This window comes from Helicobacter ibis, assembly GCF_027859255.1.
In the GTDB taxonomy this organism is placed as follows: domain Bacteria; phylum Campylobacterota; class Campylobacteria; order Campylobacterales; family Helicobacteraceae; genus Helicobacter_D; species Helicobacter_D ibis.
Window position 1 is genome coordinate 185,773 of the sequence record NZ_JAQHXR010000001.1, and the last position, 20,694, is coordinate 206,466.

The 20,694-nt window shown below is 31.7% G+C and carries 25 protein-coding genes; 10 read left to right on the forward strand and 15 right to left on the reverse strand.

The window, feature by feature from the left end:
- The first annotated feature begins 8 nt into the window (after positions 1-8).
- The 5 genes from ruvA (at position 9) to yedF (ending at position 5,471) form a co-directional block, all read left to right on the forward strand.
- A complete protein-coding gene (gene ruvA / locus PF021_RS01085; protein ID WP_271020559.1) occupies positions 9-584 on the forward strand; it encodes a Holliday junction branch migration protein RuvA in 576 nt (191 codons plus the stop codon).
- Complete coding sequence (gene rimO, locus PF021_RS01090) at positions 584-1,912, forward strand: 30S ribosomal protein S12 methylthiotransferase RimO (RefSeq protein WP_271020560.1); 1,329 nt, start codon at positions 584-586, stop codon at positions 1,910-1,912. Before ruvA ends, rimO begins: the two co-directional genes overlap by 1 nt.
- Complete coding sequence (tilS, locus tag PF021_RS01095; protein ID WP_271020561.1) at positions 1,899-2,909, forward strand: tRNA lysidine(34) synthetase TilS; 1,011 nt, start codon at positions 1,899-1,901, stop codon at positions 2,907-2,909. The genes rimO and tilS overlap by 14 nt, the downstream gene beginning before the upstream one ends.
- Positions 2,910-3,043: 134 nt before the next feature.
- Complete coding sequence (locus tag PF021_RS01100) at positions 3,044-5,152, forward strand: methyl-accepting chemotaxis protein (protein ID WP_271020562.1); 2,109 nt, start codon at positions 3,044-3,046, stop codon at positions 5,150-5,152.
- Positions 5,127-5,471, forward strand: a complete 345-nt coding sequence (gene yedF / locus PF021_RS01105; protein WP_271020563.1) for a sulfurtransferase-like selenium metabolism protein YedF — start codon at positions 5,127-5,129, stop codon at positions 5,469-5,471. Before PF021_RS01100 ends, yedF begins: the two co-directional genes overlap by 26 nt.
- Here the strand turns inward: yedF and PF021_RS01110 are convergent.
- Positions 5,468-6,670: a 2,3,4,5-tetrahydropyridine-2,6-carboxylate N-succinyltransferase gene (locus tag PF021_RS01110; RefSeq protein ID WP_271020564.1), complete on the reverse strand. Its 1,203-nt coding sequence runs from the start codon at positions 6,668-6,670 to the stop codon at positions 5,468-5,470. The two genes, yedF and PF021_RS01110, sit on opposite strands and share 4 nt — an antisense overlap.
- A 96-nt stretch (positions 6,671-6,766) precedes the next feature.
- Here PF021_RS01110 and PF021_RS01115 point away from each other — a divergent pair, with 96 nt between their 5' ends.
- A complete protein-coding gene (locus tag PF021_RS01115) occupies positions 6,767-7,141 on the forward strand; it encodes a hypothetical protein (protein ID WP_271020565.1) in 375 nt (124 codons plus the stop codon).
- A 1-nt stretch (position 7,142) separates the two neighbouring features.
- Here the strand turns inward: PF021_RS01115 and hisG are convergent, their stop codons facing one another.
- The 10 genes from hisG to PF021_RS01165 all read right to left on the reverse strand — a co-directional run bounded on the left by hisG (position 7,143) and on the right by PF021_RS01165 (position 14,424).
- Positions 7,143-7,748 (reverse strand): ATP phosphoribosyltransferase, encoded by a 606-nt coding sequence (gene hisG / locus PF021_RS01120; protein WP_271020566.1) that lies wholly within the window; start codon positions 7,746-7,748, stop codon positions 7,143-7,145.
- Positions 7,745-8,383, reverse strand: coding sequence for a type III pantothenate kinase (locus tag PF021_RS01125; RefSeq protein WP_271020567.1), 639 nt, complete (start codon positions 8,381-8,383; stop codon positions 7,745-7,747). Before PF021_RS01125 ends, hisG begins: the two co-directional genes overlap by 4 nt.
- Positions 8,384-8,391: 8 nt before the next feature.
- Positions 8,392-9,396, reverse strand: a complete 1,005-nt coding sequence (locus tag PF021_RS01130; RefSeq protein ID WP_271020568.1) for a hypothetical protein — start codon at positions 9,394-9,396, stop codon at positions 8,392-8,394.
- A complete protein-coding gene (locus PF021_RS01135; protein ID WP_271020569.1) occupies positions 9,383-9,973 on the reverse strand; it encodes a tetratricopeptide repeat protein in 591 nt (196 codons plus the stop codon). The genes PF021_RS01130 and PF021_RS01135 overlap by 14 nt, the downstream gene beginning before the upstream one ends.
- A gap of 10 nt (positions 9,974-9,983) precedes the next feature.
- Positions 9,984-10,415: a dUTP diphosphatase gene (gene dut / locus PF021_RS01140; protein ID WP_271020570.1), complete on the reverse strand. Its 432-nt coding sequence runs from the start codon at positions 10,413-10,415 to the stop codon at positions 9,984-9,986.
- 8 nt (positions 10,416-10,423) lie between these two features.
- A complete protein-coding gene (gene greA / locus PF021_RS01145; RefSeq protein WP_271020987.1) occupies positions 10,424-10,894 on the reverse strand; it encodes a transcription elongation factor GreA in 471 nt (156 codons plus the stop codon).
- A gap of 61 nt (positions 10,895-10,955) precedes the next feature.
- Positions 10,956-12,056, reverse strand: coding sequence for a lipid-A-disaccharide synthase (lpxB, locus tag PF021_RS01150; RefSeq protein ID WP_271020571.1), 1,101 nt, complete (start codon positions 12,054-12,056; stop codon positions 10,956-10,958).
- Positions 12,049-12,618, reverse strand: a complete 570-nt coding sequence (locus PF021_RS01155; RefSeq protein WP_271020572.1) for a hypothetical protein — start codon at positions 12,616-12,618, stop codon at positions 12,049-12,051. Before PF021_RS01155 ends, lpxB begins: the two co-directional genes overlap by 8 nt.
- Positions 12,615-13,205 carry an NUDIX domain-containing protein gene (locus tag PF021_RS01160; protein WP_271020573.1) on the reverse strand — a complete coding sequence of 197 codons (591 nt, stop codon included), beginning with the start codon at positions 13,203-13,205 and terminating at the stop codon, positions 12,615-12,617. The genes PF021_RS01155 and PF021_RS01160 overlap by 4 nt, the downstream gene beginning before the upstream one ends.
- Before the next feature lies 1 nt (position 13,206).
- The gene (locus PF021_RS01165) at positions 13,207-14,424 is read right to left on the reverse strand and encodes a peptidoglycan DD-metalloendopeptidase family protein (protein WP_271020574.1); all 1,218 of its coding nucleotides are present in this window, start codon (positions 14,422-14,424) and stop codon (positions 13,207-13,209) included.
- 135 nt (positions 14,425-14,559) lie between these two features.
- On the opposite strand from PF021_RS01165, the gene PF021_RS01170 reads away from it, so the two are divergent.
- From PF021_RS01170 to flgK, 4 genes are read left to right on the forward strand one after another with little or no spacing between them, the layout of a single operon-like run.
- Complete coding sequence (locus tag PF021_RS01170) at positions 14,560-14,754, forward strand: hypothetical protein (RefSeq protein ID WP_271020575.1); 195 nt, start codon at positions 14,560-14,562, stop codon at positions 14,752-14,754.
- A 59-nt stretch (positions 14,755-14,813) separates the two neighbouring features.
- Complete coding sequence (locus PF021_RS01175) at positions 14,814-15,047, forward strand: flagellar biosynthesis anti-sigma factor FlgM (RefSeq protein WP_271020576.1); 234 nt, start codon at positions 14,814-14,816, stop codon at positions 15,045-15,047.
- Positions 15,048-15,079: 32 nt separating this feature from the next.
- Complete coding sequence (locus tag PF021_RS01180; RefSeq protein ID WP_271020577.1) at positions 15,080-15,535, forward strand: hypothetical protein; 456 nt, start codon at positions 15,080-15,082, stop codon at positions 15,533-15,535.
- Positions 15,536-15,544: 9 nt separating this feature from the next.
- Positions 15,545-17,371 carry a flagellar hook-associated protein FlgK gene (gene flgK, locus PF021_RS01185; RefSeq protein WP_271020578.1) on the forward strand — a complete coding sequence of 609 codons (1,827 nt, stop codon included), beginning with the start codon at positions 15,545-15,547 and terminating at the stop codon, positions 17,369-17,371.
- Here flgK and PF021_RS01190 read toward each other — a convergent pair whose 3' ends face one another.
- Genes PF021_RS01190 through recR form a run of 4 tightly spaced genes read right to left on the reverse strand, consistent with a single transcriptional unit; the run spans position 17,372 to position 20,645 of the window.
- Positions 17,372-18,133: a TIGR02757 family protein gene (locus PF021_RS01190; RefSeq protein ID WP_271020579.1), complete on the reverse strand. Its 762-nt coding sequence runs from the start codon at positions 18,131-18,133 to the stop codon at positions 17,372-17,374.
- Positions 18,134-18,161: 28 nt separating this feature from the next.
- On the reverse strand, positions 18,162-18,827 hold the full coding sequence (locus PF021_RS01195) for a hypothetical protein (protein WP_271020580.1): 666 nt from the start codon (positions 18,825-18,827) through the stop codon (positions 18,162-18,164).
- A 52-nt stretch (positions 18,828-18,879) separates the two neighbouring features.
- On the reverse strand, positions 18,880-20,076 hold the full coding sequence (locus tag PF021_RS01200) for a potassium/proton antiporter (RefSeq protein ID WP_271020581.1): 1,197 nt from the start codon (positions 20,074-20,076) through the stop codon (positions 18,880-18,882).
- Positions 20,073-20,645: a recombination mediator RecR gene (gene recR, locus PF021_RS01205; protein ID WP_271020582.1), complete on the reverse strand. Its 573-nt coding sequence runs from the start codon at positions 20,643-20,645 to the stop codon at positions 20,073-20,075. The genes PF021_RS01200 and recR overlap by 4 nt, the downstream gene beginning before the upstream one ends.
- Positions 20,646-20,694: the final 49 nt, after the last annotated feature.

The window sequence follows — 20,694 nt, forward strand, 5'->3', positions numbered from 1 at the left end:
GGATTATTATGATTATTGCGTTAGTTGGAGAGATATTTTATAAAGAACCAACAAAAATAGCACTAAACTGCAGTGGTGTAGTCTATGAGGTGTTTGTATCGTTAAATACAAGCAATAAAATACAAAGCAAGGTTGGAGATACAATAACGCTACTTACCACACATATAATAAGAGAAGATGCACAAACTTTATATGGATTTTTAGAATCTAGTGAAAAAAGATTATTTGATACTTTAATAAAAATAAATGGCGTAGGACCTAAGGTTGCTATGGCTATTTTATCTACTTATACTCCAAGTAGCTTTGCAAATGTAGTATCTAATAATGATATAAAATCAATGCAAAGAGTGCCGGGCATTGGTCCTAAGAGTGCAGGTAGAATCTTAGTTGATTTATCTGGTTGGTCTTTGGAGTTAGCTAGTGATTGTGCTACTAGTGATGATTCAAATCTAACTCAAGTAATAATGGCATTAGAATCTCTAGGATACAAAGGAGATGTGATAAATAAGGCTATAAAGGGCTTGGAAGTCGGTGAAGTAGGGACTATGGTTAAAAATGCACTAAAAAAGATTCAAGGTTTATAATGAGTAAAAAATTACATTTAATATCGCTTGGTTGCACAAAGAACTTGGTAGATAGCGAGGTTATGCTAGGTAAATTAGCAGAGTATGAACATACAGATGATATAACAGAGGCTGATGTTGTTATAGTAAATACCTGTGGTTTTATCGAGGCTGCTAAAAAAGAAAGCATACAAACAATACTAGAAGCAATAGAAAACAAGAAAAAAGATTCAATTATTGTAGCTAGTGGTTGTTTAACGCAAAGATATGCTAAAGAGTTGCAAAAGGAAATACCAGAGCTTGATATAATAACTGGTGTTGGGGATTATGATAAGATAGATTCCATGATTGAGAGGACAAAAAGAGGGGAGAAAATCCTTTCTGTATCTTCAGAGGTATTTTTAGCAAGTGGAAATAATAGACGAGTTATTAGTGGTTCTAGGATTCATGCTTATATCAAGTTATCAGAGGGTTGTAATCAAAAATGTAGCTTCTGTGCCATACCTAGTTTTAAGGGCAAATTGCACTCACGCACATTAGAATCCACGCTAAAAGAAGTGTCAAATTTATCAAAAATGGGCTTTAGGGATTTTACATTTATTTCTCAAGATTCTAGTTCTTATTTGCGTGATTTAGGGATTAAAGATGGTTTAGTTGATCTAATAGATGGAGTAGAGGGACTAGTTCAGAGTGGGTTGGAGATTCGAAGTTGCAGAATCTTATATTTATATCCATCTACTACTTCTAAGAAGTTGATTCAAAAAATAATAGATTCTAAAGTGTTTCATAATTATTTTGATATGCCTTTGCAACATGTAAGTAAAAATGTGCTATCAAAAATGGCTAGAAGTGGAGATTTTATCGAGCTTTTAAGAATGATGAAGAGTGCTAAAAATAGCTTTCTTAGAACTAGCTTTATATTAGGGCATCCTGGAGAGAGTGAAGAAGACTTTAGAGAATTATGTAGTTTTGTTGATAATTTTCATTTTGATAGGATTAATTTTTTTGCGTTTTCTAGCGAAGAGGGAACTAAGAGTGCTATGATGGAGCAAATACCGCAAAAAATAGTAAATGCAAGGCTTAAAGAAATAAACAAAATTTTTTTAAAACAATATAAAGATTCATTAAAAAGTTTGGTAGGAGAGGAGATTGTTGCAATAGTTGAAGGAGAATCTAGTGAGCATGAGTTTTTCTACTCTGCTAGAGATGTAAGGTATGCACCACAAGTTGATGGAGAGATTCTTATAAATGATAGTCTAATAAAGTCAATTGAAGCTGGATTCTATAAAGTGAAGCTAACAGAGATTGCTGGTGAAAATCTTATAGGTTGCATTATTGATAGAGCTTAAATTTTTAGATGAGCTAAGAGACGGGAAGAATCTCTTGGCTTTTTCTGCTGGAGTTGATTCTACTGCTTTGTATTTTTTGTTGAAGCTTTATGATATTAGCTTTGATATTGCTATTGTGGATTATGATATAAGGAAACAAAGTAAATTAGAGGTATCTCGTGCTAAGTCTTTGGCATTTTATGATAATAAAAAGTGCTTTGTTTATGAATCTAGTGCTATTTCTTCTAACTTTGAGCATAGAGCAAGGGAGATTCGGTATTTGTTTTTCCAGTCTATTATTTTAGAGCATGATTATACAAATTTAATCCTAGCTCATCAGTTAAATGATTCTTTAGAATGGTTTTTAATGCAGTTTAGCAAAGGCACTAGCGTTTCTAATATGATCATAATGCCAAAGACACAAAGAAAGATTCAAAATAAAACATATAGTATCTTGCGTCCTTTGCTTAGTGTAGATAGGGAATCTTTGAAAGGCTTTTTGGAAGATAGGGATATTTTTTATTTTTATGACTTTAGTAATAATGATTTTAAATTTAAGAGAAATTACTTTAGGAGTAAGTTTTCAAACATATTTTTAAAAGAGTTTAAAGATGGTATTAAATTTTCTCTTTCTTTGTTGCAAGAAAATAATATGAAAATATATAATGAAATTGATGTTTATGATGATGTTAGAGAATACTATATTTTTTCGTCATGCGATTTGGATTTTTTATACATTGATAAGTTTTCTAAGTGTCTGCACTATGTATTATCTAAAAAGCAAAAAATAGAGTTAAATAAATATATATATTTGGATCACTTTTCACTAGTGTTTGGCGATAAAATAGTTGTAGAAAAGTTTCACAATAGAATATATGTTTTTAGACAAGTATCTAAAAAGGTTGTTTTTACCAAGCAGCAAAAAGAATATTTTAGAAAGAATCGCATACCAATTAAATTTAGAAAATTTTTAGCATATCGTTATCAAATACCAATAGAATTGCAATATATCAATTAAGTGTTACTTTTATATACTTTTTATTACTAGATTTATCAATTTATTAATAATATTAATTATTTTAAGTAAAATGTGGGGGGGGGGGTAGAATTTTAGATTCATATATTATATTATAGATTTTAAAAGGAGTATTTATGGGTTTTTGGTCTAGGCTTAGTATTGGTACCAAGATTATAGTTAATGTCACTTGCGTTTTGCTTGTATGTATGTTTTGTATGTCTTTTTTGATATTGCAACAAGTTTCAAAAACACAAAAAAGAACTGATAATAGTCTGCTTCTTTCTGTTGGTAGGGAAATATCAGAAATAGTAAATGGGATCTATGGAGAAGTATATACTTCGGTGAGAACCGTAAATGGGACATTAGAGGAAATTATAAATGATAGAGAAAGTGGTGCTAGATCTCAAGCTACTCTTGAAAATGAGCTCAAAAATACTCTTGATTCTAGTAATTATGGCATATATGCGTTTGTATATATTAAAGATAGTGATTGGTTTGGAGATAAAATAGTAGATTCTAAGCATAGACTTCCAAATGGTGAGTTTTTAATACTTGTAGAAGATACAGATGTTACCAATGCGGGTGGTTTAAAGGTTGGTTCTGCAACAGATAGTGTAGTTAAGTTACCAACCGTCGAACGTGCATTAAATACTGGTAAAGTCGCAGTTGGTAATCCTTTTTACGTTAATTTAACTGGAAAAAATGAATTTATCAATACAATTACAATACCTATAAAAAAGAATGGTATAGTGATTGGTGCTGTTGGCATGATGGTGAATTTAGATACAGTAGGAAAAATTCTGAACAATAGTGATAGATCAGTATTTGATGGGGATTATAGATTCTTGCTTAGTGCAAATCAAACTATAGCATCTCATCCCAATACGGAATATTTGGGCAAAAAGCTTGTTGACATTCCAGGAGACAAACAACAACTTGAAGGATTAGCAAATAGAGCTAAAGAGCAATATAGAGGTATATTTGAATATACAAATTATGCAAATGTAAGGACTTTGGCTGGTATGTATAGTTTTGAAGTTGGCTATGGTACTGGTTCTTATTGGACTGCTGCTGTTTTGGCACCAGTTAGTTCTGTAAATGCTAATGCCGAATATATGCAAAGGTTGATTGCTATATGTAGCATTGTTACCGTCCTTATTATTGTATTATATGTTTTGTGGTATATAAAAGCAAATGTATCTTCTAGAATTGTAAATATATTATCTCATTTGCGAGGATTTTTTAAGTGCTTGAATTTTGAAACTGATAAATGTCCTATGCCATTAAGGCCAAAGGCACAAGATGAACTAGGTCAGATGGCTATGGAAATTAATCTAAATATAGAAAAAACACAAGAATCATTAGATAGAGATGGGCAAGCCGTTGTAGAATCCGTTAATAGTGTAAAAATAGTTGAAAGTGGAGATTTAACAGCAAGAATAACAGCAGAACCATTTAATCCAAAGCTACGAGAATTAAAAGATGTTTTAAATCAATTGTTAGAAACTTTGGAGAAGAAAGTTGGTAGTGATTTAAATGAGCTTGATAGAGTTTTTAATTCATATGCTAGTCTCAATTTTACTACAGATGTTAAGAATACTAGTGGTAGGGTTGAGCAGGTAACCAATACCTTAGGTAAAGAGATAAGAACAATGTTAAAATCTAGTAATCGTTATGCCATTGATTTGACTAGTAAAACTGATATTCTGAAAGGTTATATGCAAAGACTAACAGAAGGAAGTCAATCTCAAGCAAGTTCTTTACAACAATCAGCAGCTGCCATAGAAGAGATAAGCTCATCTATGCAAAATGTATCAGATAAAACATCTGAAGTAACAAGACAAGCAGAAGATATTAAAAACATAGTAGGTGTAATTAAAGATATAGCAGATCAAACAAATCTACTAGCACTTAATGCTGCAATAGAAGCTGCAAGAGCAGGAGAACATGGTAGAGGATTTGCAGTTGTTGCAGATGAAGTAAGAAAGTTAGCAGAAAGAACAGGTAAATCATTAAATGAAATAGAAGCTAATGTAAATATATTAGTGCAAGGTATTAATGATATGAGTGAATCTATAAGAGAACAAACTCAAGGTGTAACTCAAATAAATGAAGCAGTAGCTCAATTAGAATCTGTAACACAAGATAATGTAATTGTTGCTAATGATACTAGTAGCGTAGCTCAAGAAGTTAATAATATAGCACAGGAGATTTTAAATGACATCAATAAGAAAAAATACTAATATTCTATTAAAAGATGATGTGATAGGAGAGAGAGGGGAATTAGGAGAGAAACTTTTGCTTGGTGTAATATCCAATGTTAAAGAGTGTGATATTGTGCCAAGTAATATTTTTCTCATAAATCGCGCTGTATTTCTAAGTACTACAAATGAAAATGCAATTTATTCTTTAAAAGAATTACATAATATAGGAGTTAAGATATTTTCTTGTGGGACCTGTTTAGATTTTTTTAATCTTAGAGATAAATTGCAAGTAGGTGAGGTTGGTAATGCTAAGGATATACTAGAAGCACTCCTTAGCCAAGATAGTATCACTCTTTAGTGTAAATTTGCATTTAGCTCGATTTTGCGATTCGAGCGGAATGCTATCATTTCGCCTGTTTTTGAATTACATCTAAAGTGTATCCCATTTTTCCCTGATAATTCTCTTCCTTTATAGATTCCTTCTTCTTTTATCTCAAAGTTTGGGTTTATTTCTTTTATTTTTTCTGCTTCTTCTTTTGTGATTTTAAATATTGTCCCAGCTAGTATTGCAATCCCTCCATCTATAATACAACCATCTCCTAGACTAATTCCAGTAGAGCTATTTACGCCTAAAAGACAATTTTTGCCTATGCTTATTGGATCATTATTACCACCGCTTAGCACTCCTAAAATACTAGCACCTCCACCTACATCACTGCCTTCACCTACAATTACACTAGATGAGATTCTTCCTTCATTCATACAAGCACCCATTGCACCAGCGTTGAAATTAACATAACTAGCACCCGGCATTTGTGTATAACCACCAGTTCCAAGATATGCACCAAAGCGAGTTTTTGCTGTATCAAGTAACCTTATATTGTCATATTGAGGGATTACTTGCATTAGGTATCTTGGGAATTTATCTACAAAGTCTATAATTGGAAATTCGCCACGCATTTTTAGAGAGATTTCATTTTCTCTTAGCCATTCTAGTTCAAATGGTGTGTTTCCGCTCCATGCTACATTGCTTAGTAACCCAAAGATTCCATCTAGTTGCAGACTTCTTAGTGGAGCTTTACCTAAAGATAGGGCTAGAAGCTTCATATATGCAGATTCTACGCTTTTGCACACTTCATCTTTATATATTGCACAAAATCTATATCTAAAATCTCCAGTTTGTGTATATAATCTCCCATCGTTTAACGCTCTTTGTAGCTCTAGTATTACAGCTACATTTTTGTGTGAGTTTGGATTTTCTTGTGTTTCTTTTATATATGGTGCAAAAGTCTCTAACGCTTCAAGCACAAACTCTTCAGTGATACCAAATACAAGCTCACTATCACTATTTTCTAATATTTCGCATTTATCTTTTAGATTCCAAAATATTGCATAGCTTCCGAAGTTTTCTCCCCAGTTTAGCACAGGGTATGTAGCTTGTAATACTTTATTGCTTAAAATCCCAACATCAGCATAGCATATACCAAAGGCTAGTGGTGCTTTGTAGTCGTTTTTGTTTTGTATTTCCTTCACTTTTTGTTCAAACATTGTTTTCATAGAATCTCCTTAATTGTATTTTTTGATTATAGCTACAAAAGTATAGTAATTAAATAAAAAAATAACTATAATATTTGTATGCAAAGTGGTGATTATTTGGTAGTTTTTATTATTTTATTTGTTATTTTATTGTTGTTTGTTTGGCTTGTTTTTGCATTTTTGCATACCAAAACTTCTAAGAAACAGACAATTATAAAAGATTATTCAGCACATGAGATTTTGGAGTTAGTAAAGGATTCTAACAATAGCTTATCTGCCTTAGAGGAGTATTCTAAAATTGCAAAAGCACACTATCATAGATATATGGGTGAGATTAGCGATTTTGATTTGGAGTTTGTTGTTGTTTTGAGTGCTCATAAGCATGTAAATGCAAAGCTAATTTTAGAGGTTGAAAGATATTTTAAAGTAGAAAATCCAAATAGAGCTACACTTTTAGATAATGCACTTGGAGCGGGATTAAAAAAGAGATAGATTAATTTGGTTTGAAAAATTCTTGTATTTTTAGTATTTCGTCCTTTTTTGTATAAAAGCTATTTTCATTTGCTACTAAATATGCGCTAACCTCCATTATTACTTCATCTATTTTTAGATTATTTTGCTCTATGGTGCTACCAGTCTCAACAATATCTACGATTCCATCGGCTAAATTTACAAGTGGTGCTAATTCAATAGAGCCATATAGTTTGATAATATCAACACTTAGTGCCTTTTTAGCAAAGTATGATTTTGCTATATTTTCCATTTTTGTGGCTATTTTTAGATTCGGCTTTGAGAAGTCTAGTTTTGAATCTTTTGGAGAACCTATTATTATTTTGCATTTGCCAAACTCCAAATCAAGCAGTCTTATTATATGTCTTTGTTGTTCTTCTAATACATCTAGCCCAACTATGCCTATATCTGCGACTTGTCTTTCTATATATATGGGTATATCTTGGTTTCTTATTAGCATAAATGTGAAATTTTTTGTTTGTAAAATTAGTTTTCTATCTTCAAATTCTAGTTTTTCTTGTGTTAGAGATTCAAAAATTTCTAAAGCTTGTGTTCCTATCCTGCCTTTTGGGAGTGCGACTTTAATCATAGCGTTACACCTTTGTTTATTATTTTTGATTCGATTGTGTTTTGCATTCCTTTGAAAATTAATAAATCATCATAAATACAATCTTTAAAGAATCTAGATAAAAACTTGCCATCTCCACCGGTGAAGTATATTTTTTTGTTTTTGGAAGTATTTTTTATCATTAATATTATTGACTTTAGTGTCCCAAAGCTAACTGCATCTCTAGTGTTTTGTGGAAACATATCCAAATCTATTGCTAAGTTTAAATCGCAATCAAGCACAGAAATGGCACTAAATAGCTTTCTATATTGTGCTAAACCGGGCATTATATAGCCACCAAGATGGATTCCATCTTGCATAATATCAATTGTAATTGCACTTCCTGCATCTACTATTACACCATCTTTTATTGCATTGCATGCTGCAATTCTATCTATACCTAAGCCCTTGTATGTAGTATCAATGCTTAAAAGTGGGGTAAGGTCAAAACATCTAGGGTGTGAGTGCAGGAGAGATTGTGTTGATTGCTCATTGACGCTTATGAAAATTATAATTTCATTAGCGTCTTTTTGTGATAGCTTATCTTTTGATTCTTTCCAGATTCTACCGCGATAATAAAAGTGCAAAAATGAATTGCCAATATCGCATAGAATCATTTTTAAACCTATTTGATTTCAAATACTTGATCGCCAACGAAGATTCTATCTGTGCCAGAAAATACAGGAACATCTATGGCATCAGGTAATTTTAATATTTTATAATCTGATAAATCATCTTCTAGGATAATTAAATATCCTCTAGTCTCCAAAACCATAATATGTTGTCCATGATTTGCAGCAGTGAAGTGAGCAAACGGGAATTTTAACCTTTTTATTTCATTTAAATCCACATCGGTTAGGATTACCTCACCTTCTGAAGTGAATAAAAAGATTCTATCGCTAAAGAATAAAACATCTTTTAAGTTTGCATCAAATGTATTAATAACCGTTGGACTTACAGATATTACTCTCTTTGGAGTAGCGGCTACCATTCTATTGTTTATAGCTTCTAGGAATATTACATTATTGAAGTGTTTTTCACCATTTACAACTATATTTCTTATTATTTGCATTTTGTTTCTATCAACTATTACAAGCTTGCCATCTAAAGTAGGCACAACTATAATGTCTCCTAAGAAATATGGAGAAGCAATTAGAGTGTTGTTTGTAGGTGCTGGGGCACTATCTAGTTTATAAATAACTTTTTCTTGTTCTAAATCATATATTACAAATGTGTTGTTATCAAAAATTGCTACTATTAGATTCTTATCTATTGATGCACTTACGGGATTACCTTCTAAATGTACAAATAAAGCCTTTCTAGTATCTTTGTGAAATAAAAATAGCTTATTATCACCCGTGCTTGCTATATAATATTCTTCTGATTGGTTTAGATACCTTGCACCTTCTGGTAATACTACATTTGGAACTTGTGAGTATTTTGTGATAAATTGTCTATTATCAAGCGTTGCACCATTTCTTGTAACAGAAATAATATCATCAGGCAAACTACCCATATATGCTACTTCACCTGCTATTTCTTCTTCTTTTGGCTCAAAGTAAAACTTCGAACCACAACCGCTTAAAATTGCACCTAGCATGATTATTAATGTGATTTTACTTAGTTGCATTTGTTTCTCCTTTTATGCTTAAATGTTCTAGTTCTTTTGCAATTTCTTTCACAAATGAATCATCTGGTATTTGCTCTAGAATAGTCTTTGCTTCATTTGTATTTTTTTCTTGTATATTTAGTAGCGCTAATTGCAGTTTTGCAAAGTCAATGGTACTATTTTCTAGCTCTGTTTTGTTTTTGTCTAGACTTGCACTTTGATATTCTGCAAATTTTGCCAATATAGCAACTTTGGAATCTTTTAATTTATTTAATATCTCTGTATCACCTTCTTTTACTGCTTTTTGAAAGAGATATAAATCATATAGACTGCTTTTCGATTCTTCTAGTTTTGCTATTGCTTCTTTGTTTTCCTGTAATGCTAAAGTATATAAACTAGATAGTTCTTGCTGTTTGTTTTCTTTATAATATGAGTTTGCAGTATATCCTATCGTAAATACTATTGTTGCCACAATTATTGCTATTAGAGGCATTTTGTATTTTTTTAAAATGCTCTCTAGCCTAAATACACCTTCTAACATCTTTTCATTGCTATCTATTTCTTCTTTTATGTATCCTAAACCTTTTTTAAAGTCCAAATTATTCTCCTTATATTCCTGTGCTACCAAAGCCACCACTACCACGCTTTGTTCTGCTTAGAAATTTTGTTTCTTTTAATTTTGCTCTTTTTACTTTACATAAGACTGCTTGTGCGATTCTATCACCAGCTTTTACTTCAAAGTCTTCATCACCTAAATTAATGGCAATTACTTGAATCTCGCCACGATAATCACTATCTATTGTGCCGGGAGTATTAAGAATAGTAATACCATGTTTTAGTGCAAGTCCGCTTCTAGGTCTTATTTGAACCTCATATTTTTTGCTAAAGCTAAAAGACAGTCCAGTTTTTATTAAAGCCCATTTACCTGCTTTTATTGTAATATCAACGCTAGAACACAAATCAAATCCCGCTGCACCTTCGCTTTGATAGATTGGCATTGTTGCGTTTTTGTCTAATTGCTTTATTTTTATTGTAGCCATGCAATCCCTTAAAAGTTTATTTCTCTAAAGCATACTTCTATAATTTCATAGTCTATTGTGCCTTTTGGGAGAGTAACGCTTATCTCATCGCCGGCTACTTTGCCTATTAGTTGTTTTGCTAGTGGTGAGTGATATGAGATTAGTCCTTTATCTGGGTTGCTTTCAGTAGCACCTACTATCGTGTAGCTAACTTTTGCTTCTGTGTCCATGTCTTCTAGTATAATAGTTGAGCCAAAGCCTACTTTATCATGTGATATTGTTTTTGGATCTATTACCCTAGCTTCTGCTACTAGTTGTGTTAACTCGTTAATTCTAGCGTCTAAGAATAGTTGTCGCTCTCTTGCTGCATGATATTCAGCATTTTCTTTTAAATCTCCATGTTCTCTAGCTTCATCTATTTCTCTAATGTTTTTTGGTCTTTCTATTTCTTTTAGATTTTTTAATTCGGCTAATAACTTATCATAGCCATATTGTGTCATAGGTTGCACGATAATTCTCCATAGCAAGATTCATTAATTATACTAATATACATTTAAAACACTACTTATTTTTATAAAAATTTTGTAATTTATTTGTGCATATTTTTGCACTACCATGTTCTAAATAACTAATTAAAGATTCTTTTTCTTTAAAAAATTTATCATAGTCAAAATTATAATAAGCATCAAGTAAGCATTGTGCATCAAAAAACTGCAAGAATTCAGGGTGTATTGGTGCTTGTATGTTTGTGTTGTTTATGCTTTTATGATATTTATAGCTTAAAAAAATATTTGCCAATCCTACAAATTTGAGCTTTACTAATGATCTGGCAATTAAAAAATCAAGCACTCTAGTCTTATATGCTAATATCGTAGGAATCCCTAAAAGTGTCGTCTCTAGCGTTGCAGTTCCGCTACATACAAAGGCAAACTCACATTCTTTTAATGCAGTATATGGATCAAATGATATTTCTATATTGTCTATTTCTCCATATATTTTGTTTAAATCTCTATTTTGGAAGCTTTTTGGGGCAATTAGTATAAACTTTTTGTTTGGAATCTTTTGGCTTACTTCTTTAAAAATTGAAAACAAGTTTTTGATTTCTCCTTTGCGTGAGCCGGGCATTAGAGCTATTTTGTTTGTATTTTGTTTATTTGTATTTGAGTATGGTATTTCATCTAAGAGAGGATGTCCTACATAGGATATGTTTGAATCTTGTGGATAATAGTCTTTTTCAAAAGGTATTATCCCCCATAGCTCATCACATAGTTTGCTTAAAAGTTTTGCTCTATATCTTTTCCACGCCCATACTTGTGGGAGTATGTAGTATATTATTTTTGTATTTGTTTTATTTTGCATGTTTTTTATAATAGGTATATTAAATGATGAGGAATCTATAAAGATAGCGACATCACACTTTGTTGCTAGGTTTGTTAGTTGGTTTTTTATTTTAAAATATTTTGGTATTAGCTTTATAATCCCACTAAAACCCATAATTCTAAAGTCATTTGGTGAGAATTGGCTTTTTTTGTTTATTATTTTTTCATCAAAGATTCCGAAAATTTCAAAATCTAGGTTTGAATCTTTTAGTGATTGTATTAGTTTTAATGCGTGTATATTGGCTGAATATTCAATAGCAGAGATGAAGATTTTTTTAGACATTTTTGATTTGTGAAATTTCTTCTCTTAGAGATTCTGAAATTTTTTGTAAAGTTTTTAGCATTGTCTGAAATATTTTTAGTTGGTCATATAAATTTTGTGCTAATTCAAGCTTCACATAAGGTTTTGCAGGGTTTGCTAGAAGCTTTTGGTGTTGTTTATATGATATTTCTAGTTTTTGTTCTGCGATTATTTCGCCTGGTAGTTCTATTTTTATACTATTTAGTGTTGTTTGTATGCTGTTTTGGATTTTTTCTAGTGCTTTGATATTTATTGTTTGATCTTTGATTATTGGTTGTGTTGGAGCATTATTTATATCATTTTCTTTTTGTGTAATTAGAGATTCTAGTTCTTTGTTTTTTTCTTCTAATTCTTTATTTTGTGCAAGTAACATTGCATTTTTTGCAGAAATTTCGTTAAATGTTTCAATTATTTGCTCTTTGTCTTCTTTTAGTTTTTCAAATTCTTCGTTGAATTTCTTTTTCTCACTTTCAAAAATTTCATATATTTGCCAAACTTCTTTTATCTCGTCTAATTTTTTTACTAATGTTTTTAATTCAGTCATTTTACATTCTCCAAAAACCATAGCACAGCAAACATCGCTCCAGAAGTCTTAGGATATGATTTATCAAATATAAAATTTCTTACTTCTTGCTTCTTTATAAAAATAATTTCTATATTTTCATCATCGATTCCGCCACCATTATTAACCTTCATGCTATCATCAATAATTGCATAAAATAGCACCTGTTTGCTTCCAGCAAAACCAACCGCAGTGTAAAATTCTGTGATTTCATTTATGTTATCTAGCTTTACATCATATCCGCATTCTTCTAGGATTTCTTCTTTTGCGGTTTGTTTGGCTGACTTTTCTTTATCCATTAGCCCAGCACATAGCTCATATGTATATCCGCATTCTTGGTGCGTAGAATCTTTGTGTTCTTTTAAATACACAGCAGGTCTAAATTGTTTTACAAAAATAAATGAATCTTTATCTTTGTGGTATAGAAGTGTTGCAACACTATTATGGACTTCTATAATATCCCATACTCTTCTCTTGCCATTATCTTTGAAAATCATTCTTATTGGATTTATATACTTAGAATCCTCGCATTTATCAAACTTTATGTCTGTTATATTTTTTGGTTTCATTTTAGTTTATACTATTTGAGCTATTGTTTTGATTTAGATATACCACATATGATGTATCTTTGCTTTTAAAGATTTCGCTTGTTGTGTTATTAGCTATATTGCTATCAAGTTTGTTTTTATATGAATTTGCAATAACTAAAAATTCTTCTTTTTCTTTTTCTTTTAGTTTTGAGGTGGCTATTTTTAAGTATTTTTGAGGATTTACTGCATTACCATTTTTGTATAATCCAAAGTGCAAGTGAGGTCCTGTGCTAAGTCCTGTGCTTCCGACACTTCCTATTTTTCTACCTTGTGCTACATACATTCCTGTCTTTATGCTTTTATCTATTTTGTGCATATGTCCATATAGAGTTCTGTATCCATCATCATGTTGGATTATTACGGTATTTCCATATCCGCCTTTTTTGCCTGCAAATATTACTTTTCCTTTGCCTGCAGCATATATTGGTGTATGTCTTGGGGCTGCATAGTCAGTGCCTAAGTGCGGTCTTTTGTATCCTAGTATTGGGTGCTTTCTCCCAGATGAGAAGTGAGAAGAAATTCGTTTATATGTTAGTGGAACGGTTAGTAGATATTTGCTTAGGCTATTTCCTTTTAGGTCGTAGAAGTTGCCGTCTTGGTGCTTTATTATGTATTTGTTTTCATCTTTAAGGTTAATTGTTGCAGCTTTTATATTTGGACTTCCATAATATTTGCCTAGTCTGTATTTTCTTTCATATATTATTGCTATTTTATTGTCTTTTTGAATCTGTCTTTTAAAATCAACACTACTTCTAAAGCCTGAAATAAAATATGACGCTAGTAAATTATCTCCAGTGTATTTTGTAATATCTTCATAGACTGAAGATTCTATTGGCAATGATACTTCCATAGTCTCGCTAAAATGAGCTACTGGTATGCTCTGCATTCCATATGTATCGCCTTTTTTAAAGATATGCAGTTGCAAATCTTCGTTTATTGGTATTAGTGCTTGGATTAGTGTGTTACCATCATGTAGTGTGTAGAATGTCTGTCCGCTCATTATTTCATCGGCTAATTCTTTATCTTCTACTGGGAGATTGTAATATACCTTTTGTGGAATTTTATTTTTTTCAAAAAATGTAAGTAGTGTTTGTCCATTTTCCCATTTTGATTCACTAAGTGAGGCAGCAAATAGAGTTTGATTTGTAAAAAACAGAGACATTAAAATACCGCATGTAAAAGATAAAAATTTATTCATATCAAAAAGCCTTGAGATAATTTTGGACATAAAAGCCTAAATTGTAGCATAAATTAAGTGGTTTTAGGACTAAATATAAATTTATGATAAGTATTTTTGTGATATATTTGTTTGTAAATTGCTTAAGGATTTGTGGTGAAAGATTGGTTTGTACCTTCAATTGGATTTGGTTTATTTGTATATTTTATGCTTTTTGTAATTCTTTATACAATAAAGATAGGTGGTCCAAATGTATCATTGCACACTCAAAGCAAATACACGCCACAACCAAAGAACGATACAGAAAAATTTTTACAAGATGTTTCAAAGAGTGTAAGAGAATCTTTTTAGTTAAGTTTTTTGTAAAAATGTCGATATAGTGTTTAAGTAATTTATTAAGGAGATAGATTATGATTAGCAATTTGATGAGCAATTCTAGCTTCTCAAGTGCTGTAAATCAGGCTAATAACAAGAATAATGTTCAACAAAATGGAAGGGTTGAACAATCAGATTCTGAAAAAAAGGCTGATAGCACAAAGGGTAGCTCAAGAGTAGATGATATTAAAAAAGCAATAGCTGATGGTAGTTATAAAATTGACTTAAGGGGGAGTGCTGAAAAGATGGCACAAGATTTGCTTAGCTAAGGAATAAAACCTTAAAAATAGGAGTTATTCCAATGTCTTTGCAACTCTTACAAGATGCATTAGAGGATGTAAAAGCTCTAATAGCTATAACCCAACAAGATATAGATGATATTTTAGTAGCAAACAATGATGCTATATTTAGTAGAATCCAACATAAAGAGGAGCTAACAACCTCCTTTATAAGAAAAAAAGACGCCTATGCTAAGAGCATTGAAGATAAGCTAAAGCAATACTATCCAAATGCTACTATCGCGGATTTAACATATGAAGATAAGCAAAAGTTATTAGGCGAAGGTGCTAGTGAATTTACTGCAGAATTACATGATAGATTATCAGAATTAAAACAACTTAATTATCGTTTTGGAAGAATGTCATTAGCGGTTTCTGAGCTATATGATTCTATGCTAAAAAACATAGTGCCAGTAGAGGAGAGGGGCTATAAGAAAAGTCATCTTGGTAGCTCATCTTTACTTGCAGCTGAAGTGTAAGGTTGCAACATGGGCGGAATCTTATCATCTTTAAATACTCCATATACAGGAATCACCGGTCATCAAGTGATGGTTGATACGGTGAGTAATAATATTGCAAATGCTAATAATAGTTTTTATTCAAGGCAAGTAGTAAGAAGTGCAGCAGAAACTCCGCTATGGAGGCAAAACTACGCACTAGGACAGGGACTTGATATTGTAACTGTAGAACGTGTGCATAATGAATATACTTATTCAAGATATAAACAAGCCTCTATGGATAAGACTTATTATGATACTAGTTTTAAGGCATTAAGAGAGGCTTCATCTTTTTATCCAGAAATTGATGGTGTTGGTGTGTATAATGATTTACAAAATTACTTTAATGCTTGGAAATCACTAGCTACAAAATCAGGTGATCCAGCGTTAAAAAATACATTAGCAGAACACACAAATACTCTAACTCAAAACATACAGGACACTAGAAATAGACTTGTTGATTTGCAAAAAAAGCTAAATGAAGAAATGGCTGTTGCGGTAAAAGAGGTAAATAGATTAGGTGAGCAAATAGCAACAATAAATAAGCAAATCGCAGAATATGAACGCAAAGATATGAATAAAAAAGCTAATGACTTGCGTGATTTAAGAGACCAATATGAGTATGAATTAAATAATCTAATAGGTTGTGATGTATTTAAACAAAATATCGAAGGTAGTGCAGCTACTGATAAGGGCATTGCAGATTTTGATGATGATTATACGCTAACAGTTGGTGGTAGAGCATTGGTTGATGGTTCTACATTTCACCCATTAACACTAGATAATACGCAAAGCCCAAATGGAATGTATACCATTAAGTATCTAAGAGGGGATCATAAAGAGTTTAATTTGACAAATGATCTTACAGGTGGCAAGATAGGTGCTATTTTGGATTTGATACGAAGCGATGAAATGATTGGTTGTAATGGGAATCTTGGTAAGTTACAAAATTATATTAATGACCTTGATACATTTGCAAATGGATTTATAGAAGCTACAAATAATATTTATGCACAAAGTGCAAGACCGGGTGCTCAAAGTGATCAGCTAACTATAAACGCAGGTGATGCACTAATTAATAGTGGTTATAATGTAAAAAGAGGCTCTTTTGATGTTGTGATATACAACAAAGATGGCGAGGCAATGGGCACTAGAACGGTAAAGATTGATATAGATACCACTATGAATGATGTTATCGCTCAACTAAATGCAAATGTAGATGATAATGGTGATGGTGATGCGACAAATGACTTTGATGATATGTTTGTAGCGACATTTAACAATCATACAAAACAATTTGAAATATCACCTAAGAATCCTAGCATGGAGTTATATATATCAATACAAGATAAAGGGACAAATTTTGCCGGTGCATTGGGCGTGAATAGATTCTTAGGTGGCAGAGATGCACAGACTATAGAGTTAGCAGAGCCTTATAAGAGTGATCCTACATTAATTAGGTCTTATAAAGAACCAGTTGGTGGTAACTTTGATATTGCAAATATGATGCAACAATTACAATACGACAAAATCACATTTAATGGACATGGCGGAGAGGAATATTCAGAGACTATTAGTGGATTTTTTAATTTTATAGCATCAAGAGTTGCATCAGAGACTGAAGCTACACAAACAACTATGCAAACCAAACAAGCTGTGTATGTAGCTGTGCAAAATGAGTATAAAATGGAATCTGAAGTATCAATCGATGATGAGCTTGTAAATTTGATTAGATTCCAAAGTGGTTATGGTGCAAACGCAAAAATGGTAACTGCTATTGATGAGATGATAACCACTCTTTTGGGTATGAAGCAATAGTTAGGATTCTAAAAGTCCTAGCTGTCCTATTCTATATAGTGCAAAGTCATATTTTACTGGATCATTAGAATCAAACTCTCTTAGTGTGTTTGTTGCTTCTAATGCTGCTTTTATATCATATGTTTTTCTCTTTAAGATTCCTAATTTTTGTGAAATTTTGAATGTATGCACATCAAGTGGTAATATTAAATCACTCTTTTTTACATCGCTCCATCTGCCTAAATCTACATTATCATTTCTAACTAACCATCTTAAAAACATATTCCATCTCTTTAGTGGAGAGCTACTATCCGTATTTCCTATTAAAAATTTTAATCCATCACTTTGTATGCTTATATTTTTGTATATTGCCTCTTGCATAGCTTTAATCCCGCTAAGAGTTGAATCTTTTTTATATGCTTTATAAAAAATATCATGCAAATTATCTATTTTACAAAGAGCTTTTATGAATATTTCTACATCATTTGCAGTTTGGAATCTATATACTTTGTATTGCTGATTTTTATCTATTTTGTTGTTTTGTAGCTCTGTTAGTGGAGATGATTTTAGGAATTTTAAAATAGCTCTAACATTACCATATGCAAACAATGCACAAAATAGGGCAACTTTATCGCTAGAAAATTCCCTTGCTACTCCAAGAGGATCTGGCAGAGATTCGCTTATGCTATGTTTGTTGTTAAATATTTTGTATTGTTCTTCTAGCAGTTTGTGTAGTTGTGTTTTGTTAAGTTGTGTTTTTATGTTTATTTTGTCGTATTCCATTTTGTTTCCTACAATGGACCAAAGTCCATTAAAATAGGAAATTATATCCTAAAAAGAAATTTGTGCTTGAAGTATCGCTTAAATCTAGTGATGATTTTGTAGGAGCGTTATTTACTGCTATTTCTCCACTCTCTACACCTAAATCTAGCTTTCTTGCTTGGATTCCAAATTCTATCTCACCAGCACCTGTGTTATATAAGAATCCTCCCTTTACTCCATATGTAGTGCCCATAAAATCAAGCCCACCCATAGAGCTATCATTAATAGTAAAGCTACCAGAATCAAAACTTGCCATAACAACGCCTACATTTAAACCAAGTAGCAATCTTAGATTTTGTGTGTTTGGCACTAGTGGAGTTATAGCATAGCCAAGTGTTAGGAGCTGATGTGAGAACCCATGCTTCTTTAAGAATTGCTCATAATTTAATAAAAGCCTATGATTTTCGCTAAGCAAATAACCAACTTGCACACCAAAACCTATTGGAGTTTCTTTTAAGGAGTGCTTTTGAGATTCAAAGCCTTCTATGCTTAAAGTAGAATCTGAACTAACTCTACCAACCATAGAATATACACCAACTAGCTTATTCTTCCTATCAGTATATAGTGGGCTATATGAGTTTGCACCTTGATTGTAAGCATATAAAGTGCTAATAAGCATACAAGAGAGTAATAATGCAGATAATATCCTTTTCATAATAACGAATCCTTTCATTTTGTTTGGATTCCTACTAGCAAAAATAATTCCATTATTCCACTAAATTTAATTTTTTTGCCATAAAAGATAGACTCATGCCTTGAACTAACACTGAAATTAGCACCATAAAAAATACTATATTAAACATACTATGAGCACTTTGCAAACCATATGTATATGGGTAGGTTGCCAGAATAATTGGCACTGCTCCTCTAAGCCCAACCCATGAAATATATATTTTTTCTTTTGTGTTGTATTTGCTTTTTATTAGTGTTGCAAATATGCTAAATGGTCTTGCAAATACGATTAGTATAAAGGTTAATATCAAGCTCTCTAGTGCTACACTCTTTAAATCTGAAGGGAACACCAATAATCCAAGCAACAAAAATACTAAAACTTGCATTAGCCATGCAATGGAATCATGAAATGAAGTGATGTTTTGCTTGTTAGGAAATTCATAGCTATTAGTTAAGATACCTGCTATATATATGCTTAAATATCCATTTCCACCAAGTGCAACTGATAATCCAAAGATTATAAAAACCCAACTAATGCTTATTAGAGGATATAAGCCACTTTGCGAGAGATTTATTTTGTTGCATATCTTTGGGAATAAATATCCACATAGGATTCCTAATGCTCCACCTATTGCAAATTGTTTGATAAAGTAAATAATCCAATCTACAATCGTATTTTCATCTGGCATAAAAATTAATTGCAAAATTGCTATTGATAGGAATATCGCCATAGGATCATTGCTACCAGATTCAAGCTCTAGTAGTTCTCCTATATTGTTTTTTAGTTTTATTGTTTTGCTTCTTAGAATCATAAATACTGCTGCAGCATCTGTAGAAGATATAATAGCACCTAAGAGCATGGATTCTAAAAATGTAAAATCTAGCAATAGATAAATAAAACAAGCCATAACAAGCATGGTTAGCACAACACCTATTGTAGCTAGTGCAATTCCATGTGATATAATCGGCTTTATATCTTTAAATGCTGTTGATAATCCGCCAGAATATAATATAAAAATTAGTGCAATAGTGCTTATAATTTGCGTTAGCGTTGGATTGTCAAACTCTATGCCACCTATGCCATCGCTACCAAGAAGCATTCCTATGCCTAAAAACACAAGCAATAAAGGCACTCCTATTTTATCTGATATTTTGCTTGCATATGTGCTAAAGAAAAGCACAAATCCTATTATTACTATGTATATATGCAGATTATTTGCTATTTCTATCATACTTTTATCCTAGCTTGTAAAGAGCGTATAAGAGATAGCTGATCGACATTTTCTAGGCTCACTCCTGTTGGGATTCCTTGTGCTATTTTGCTAAATGTAATCCCTAAGTGAGATAGTTTATCTTCTAAAAACAACATAATCCCATCACTGCCTAAAGATGGGGTTAGAGCAAAAATTATTTCTTTTATATTATTGTTTGTTATTTTTATTTCTAGTTGCTTTATGTTTGTATCTTTGATGTCTGATATTACAAAGTATTTTCCGCTAAATTCTCCACTATCTTCTAATAAAAATATATCTTTTGCATTTGCTACTATACATAATTCTCCATTATTTCTTGAATCATCATTACAAATATCACATATATAAGAATCGCTAACGCCAAAGCATTCTTCGCACACTTGCAAGTCTTGGACGCATTCTTCTATGTTGTGTGCTAAGTTTATCGCACTAAATTTATCTTCAAAGGCTAGAAAATATGCAAGTCTTATTGCTGATTTTCTTCCTATGCTTGGTAATTTTTCTAAAGATTCTATTAGTTTTTTAAAGTTTTCAGGATATGAATTCATTTATAGTTATAGCCTAAATTTTTTGGAAAGTTTAACATAAAATTAGCTA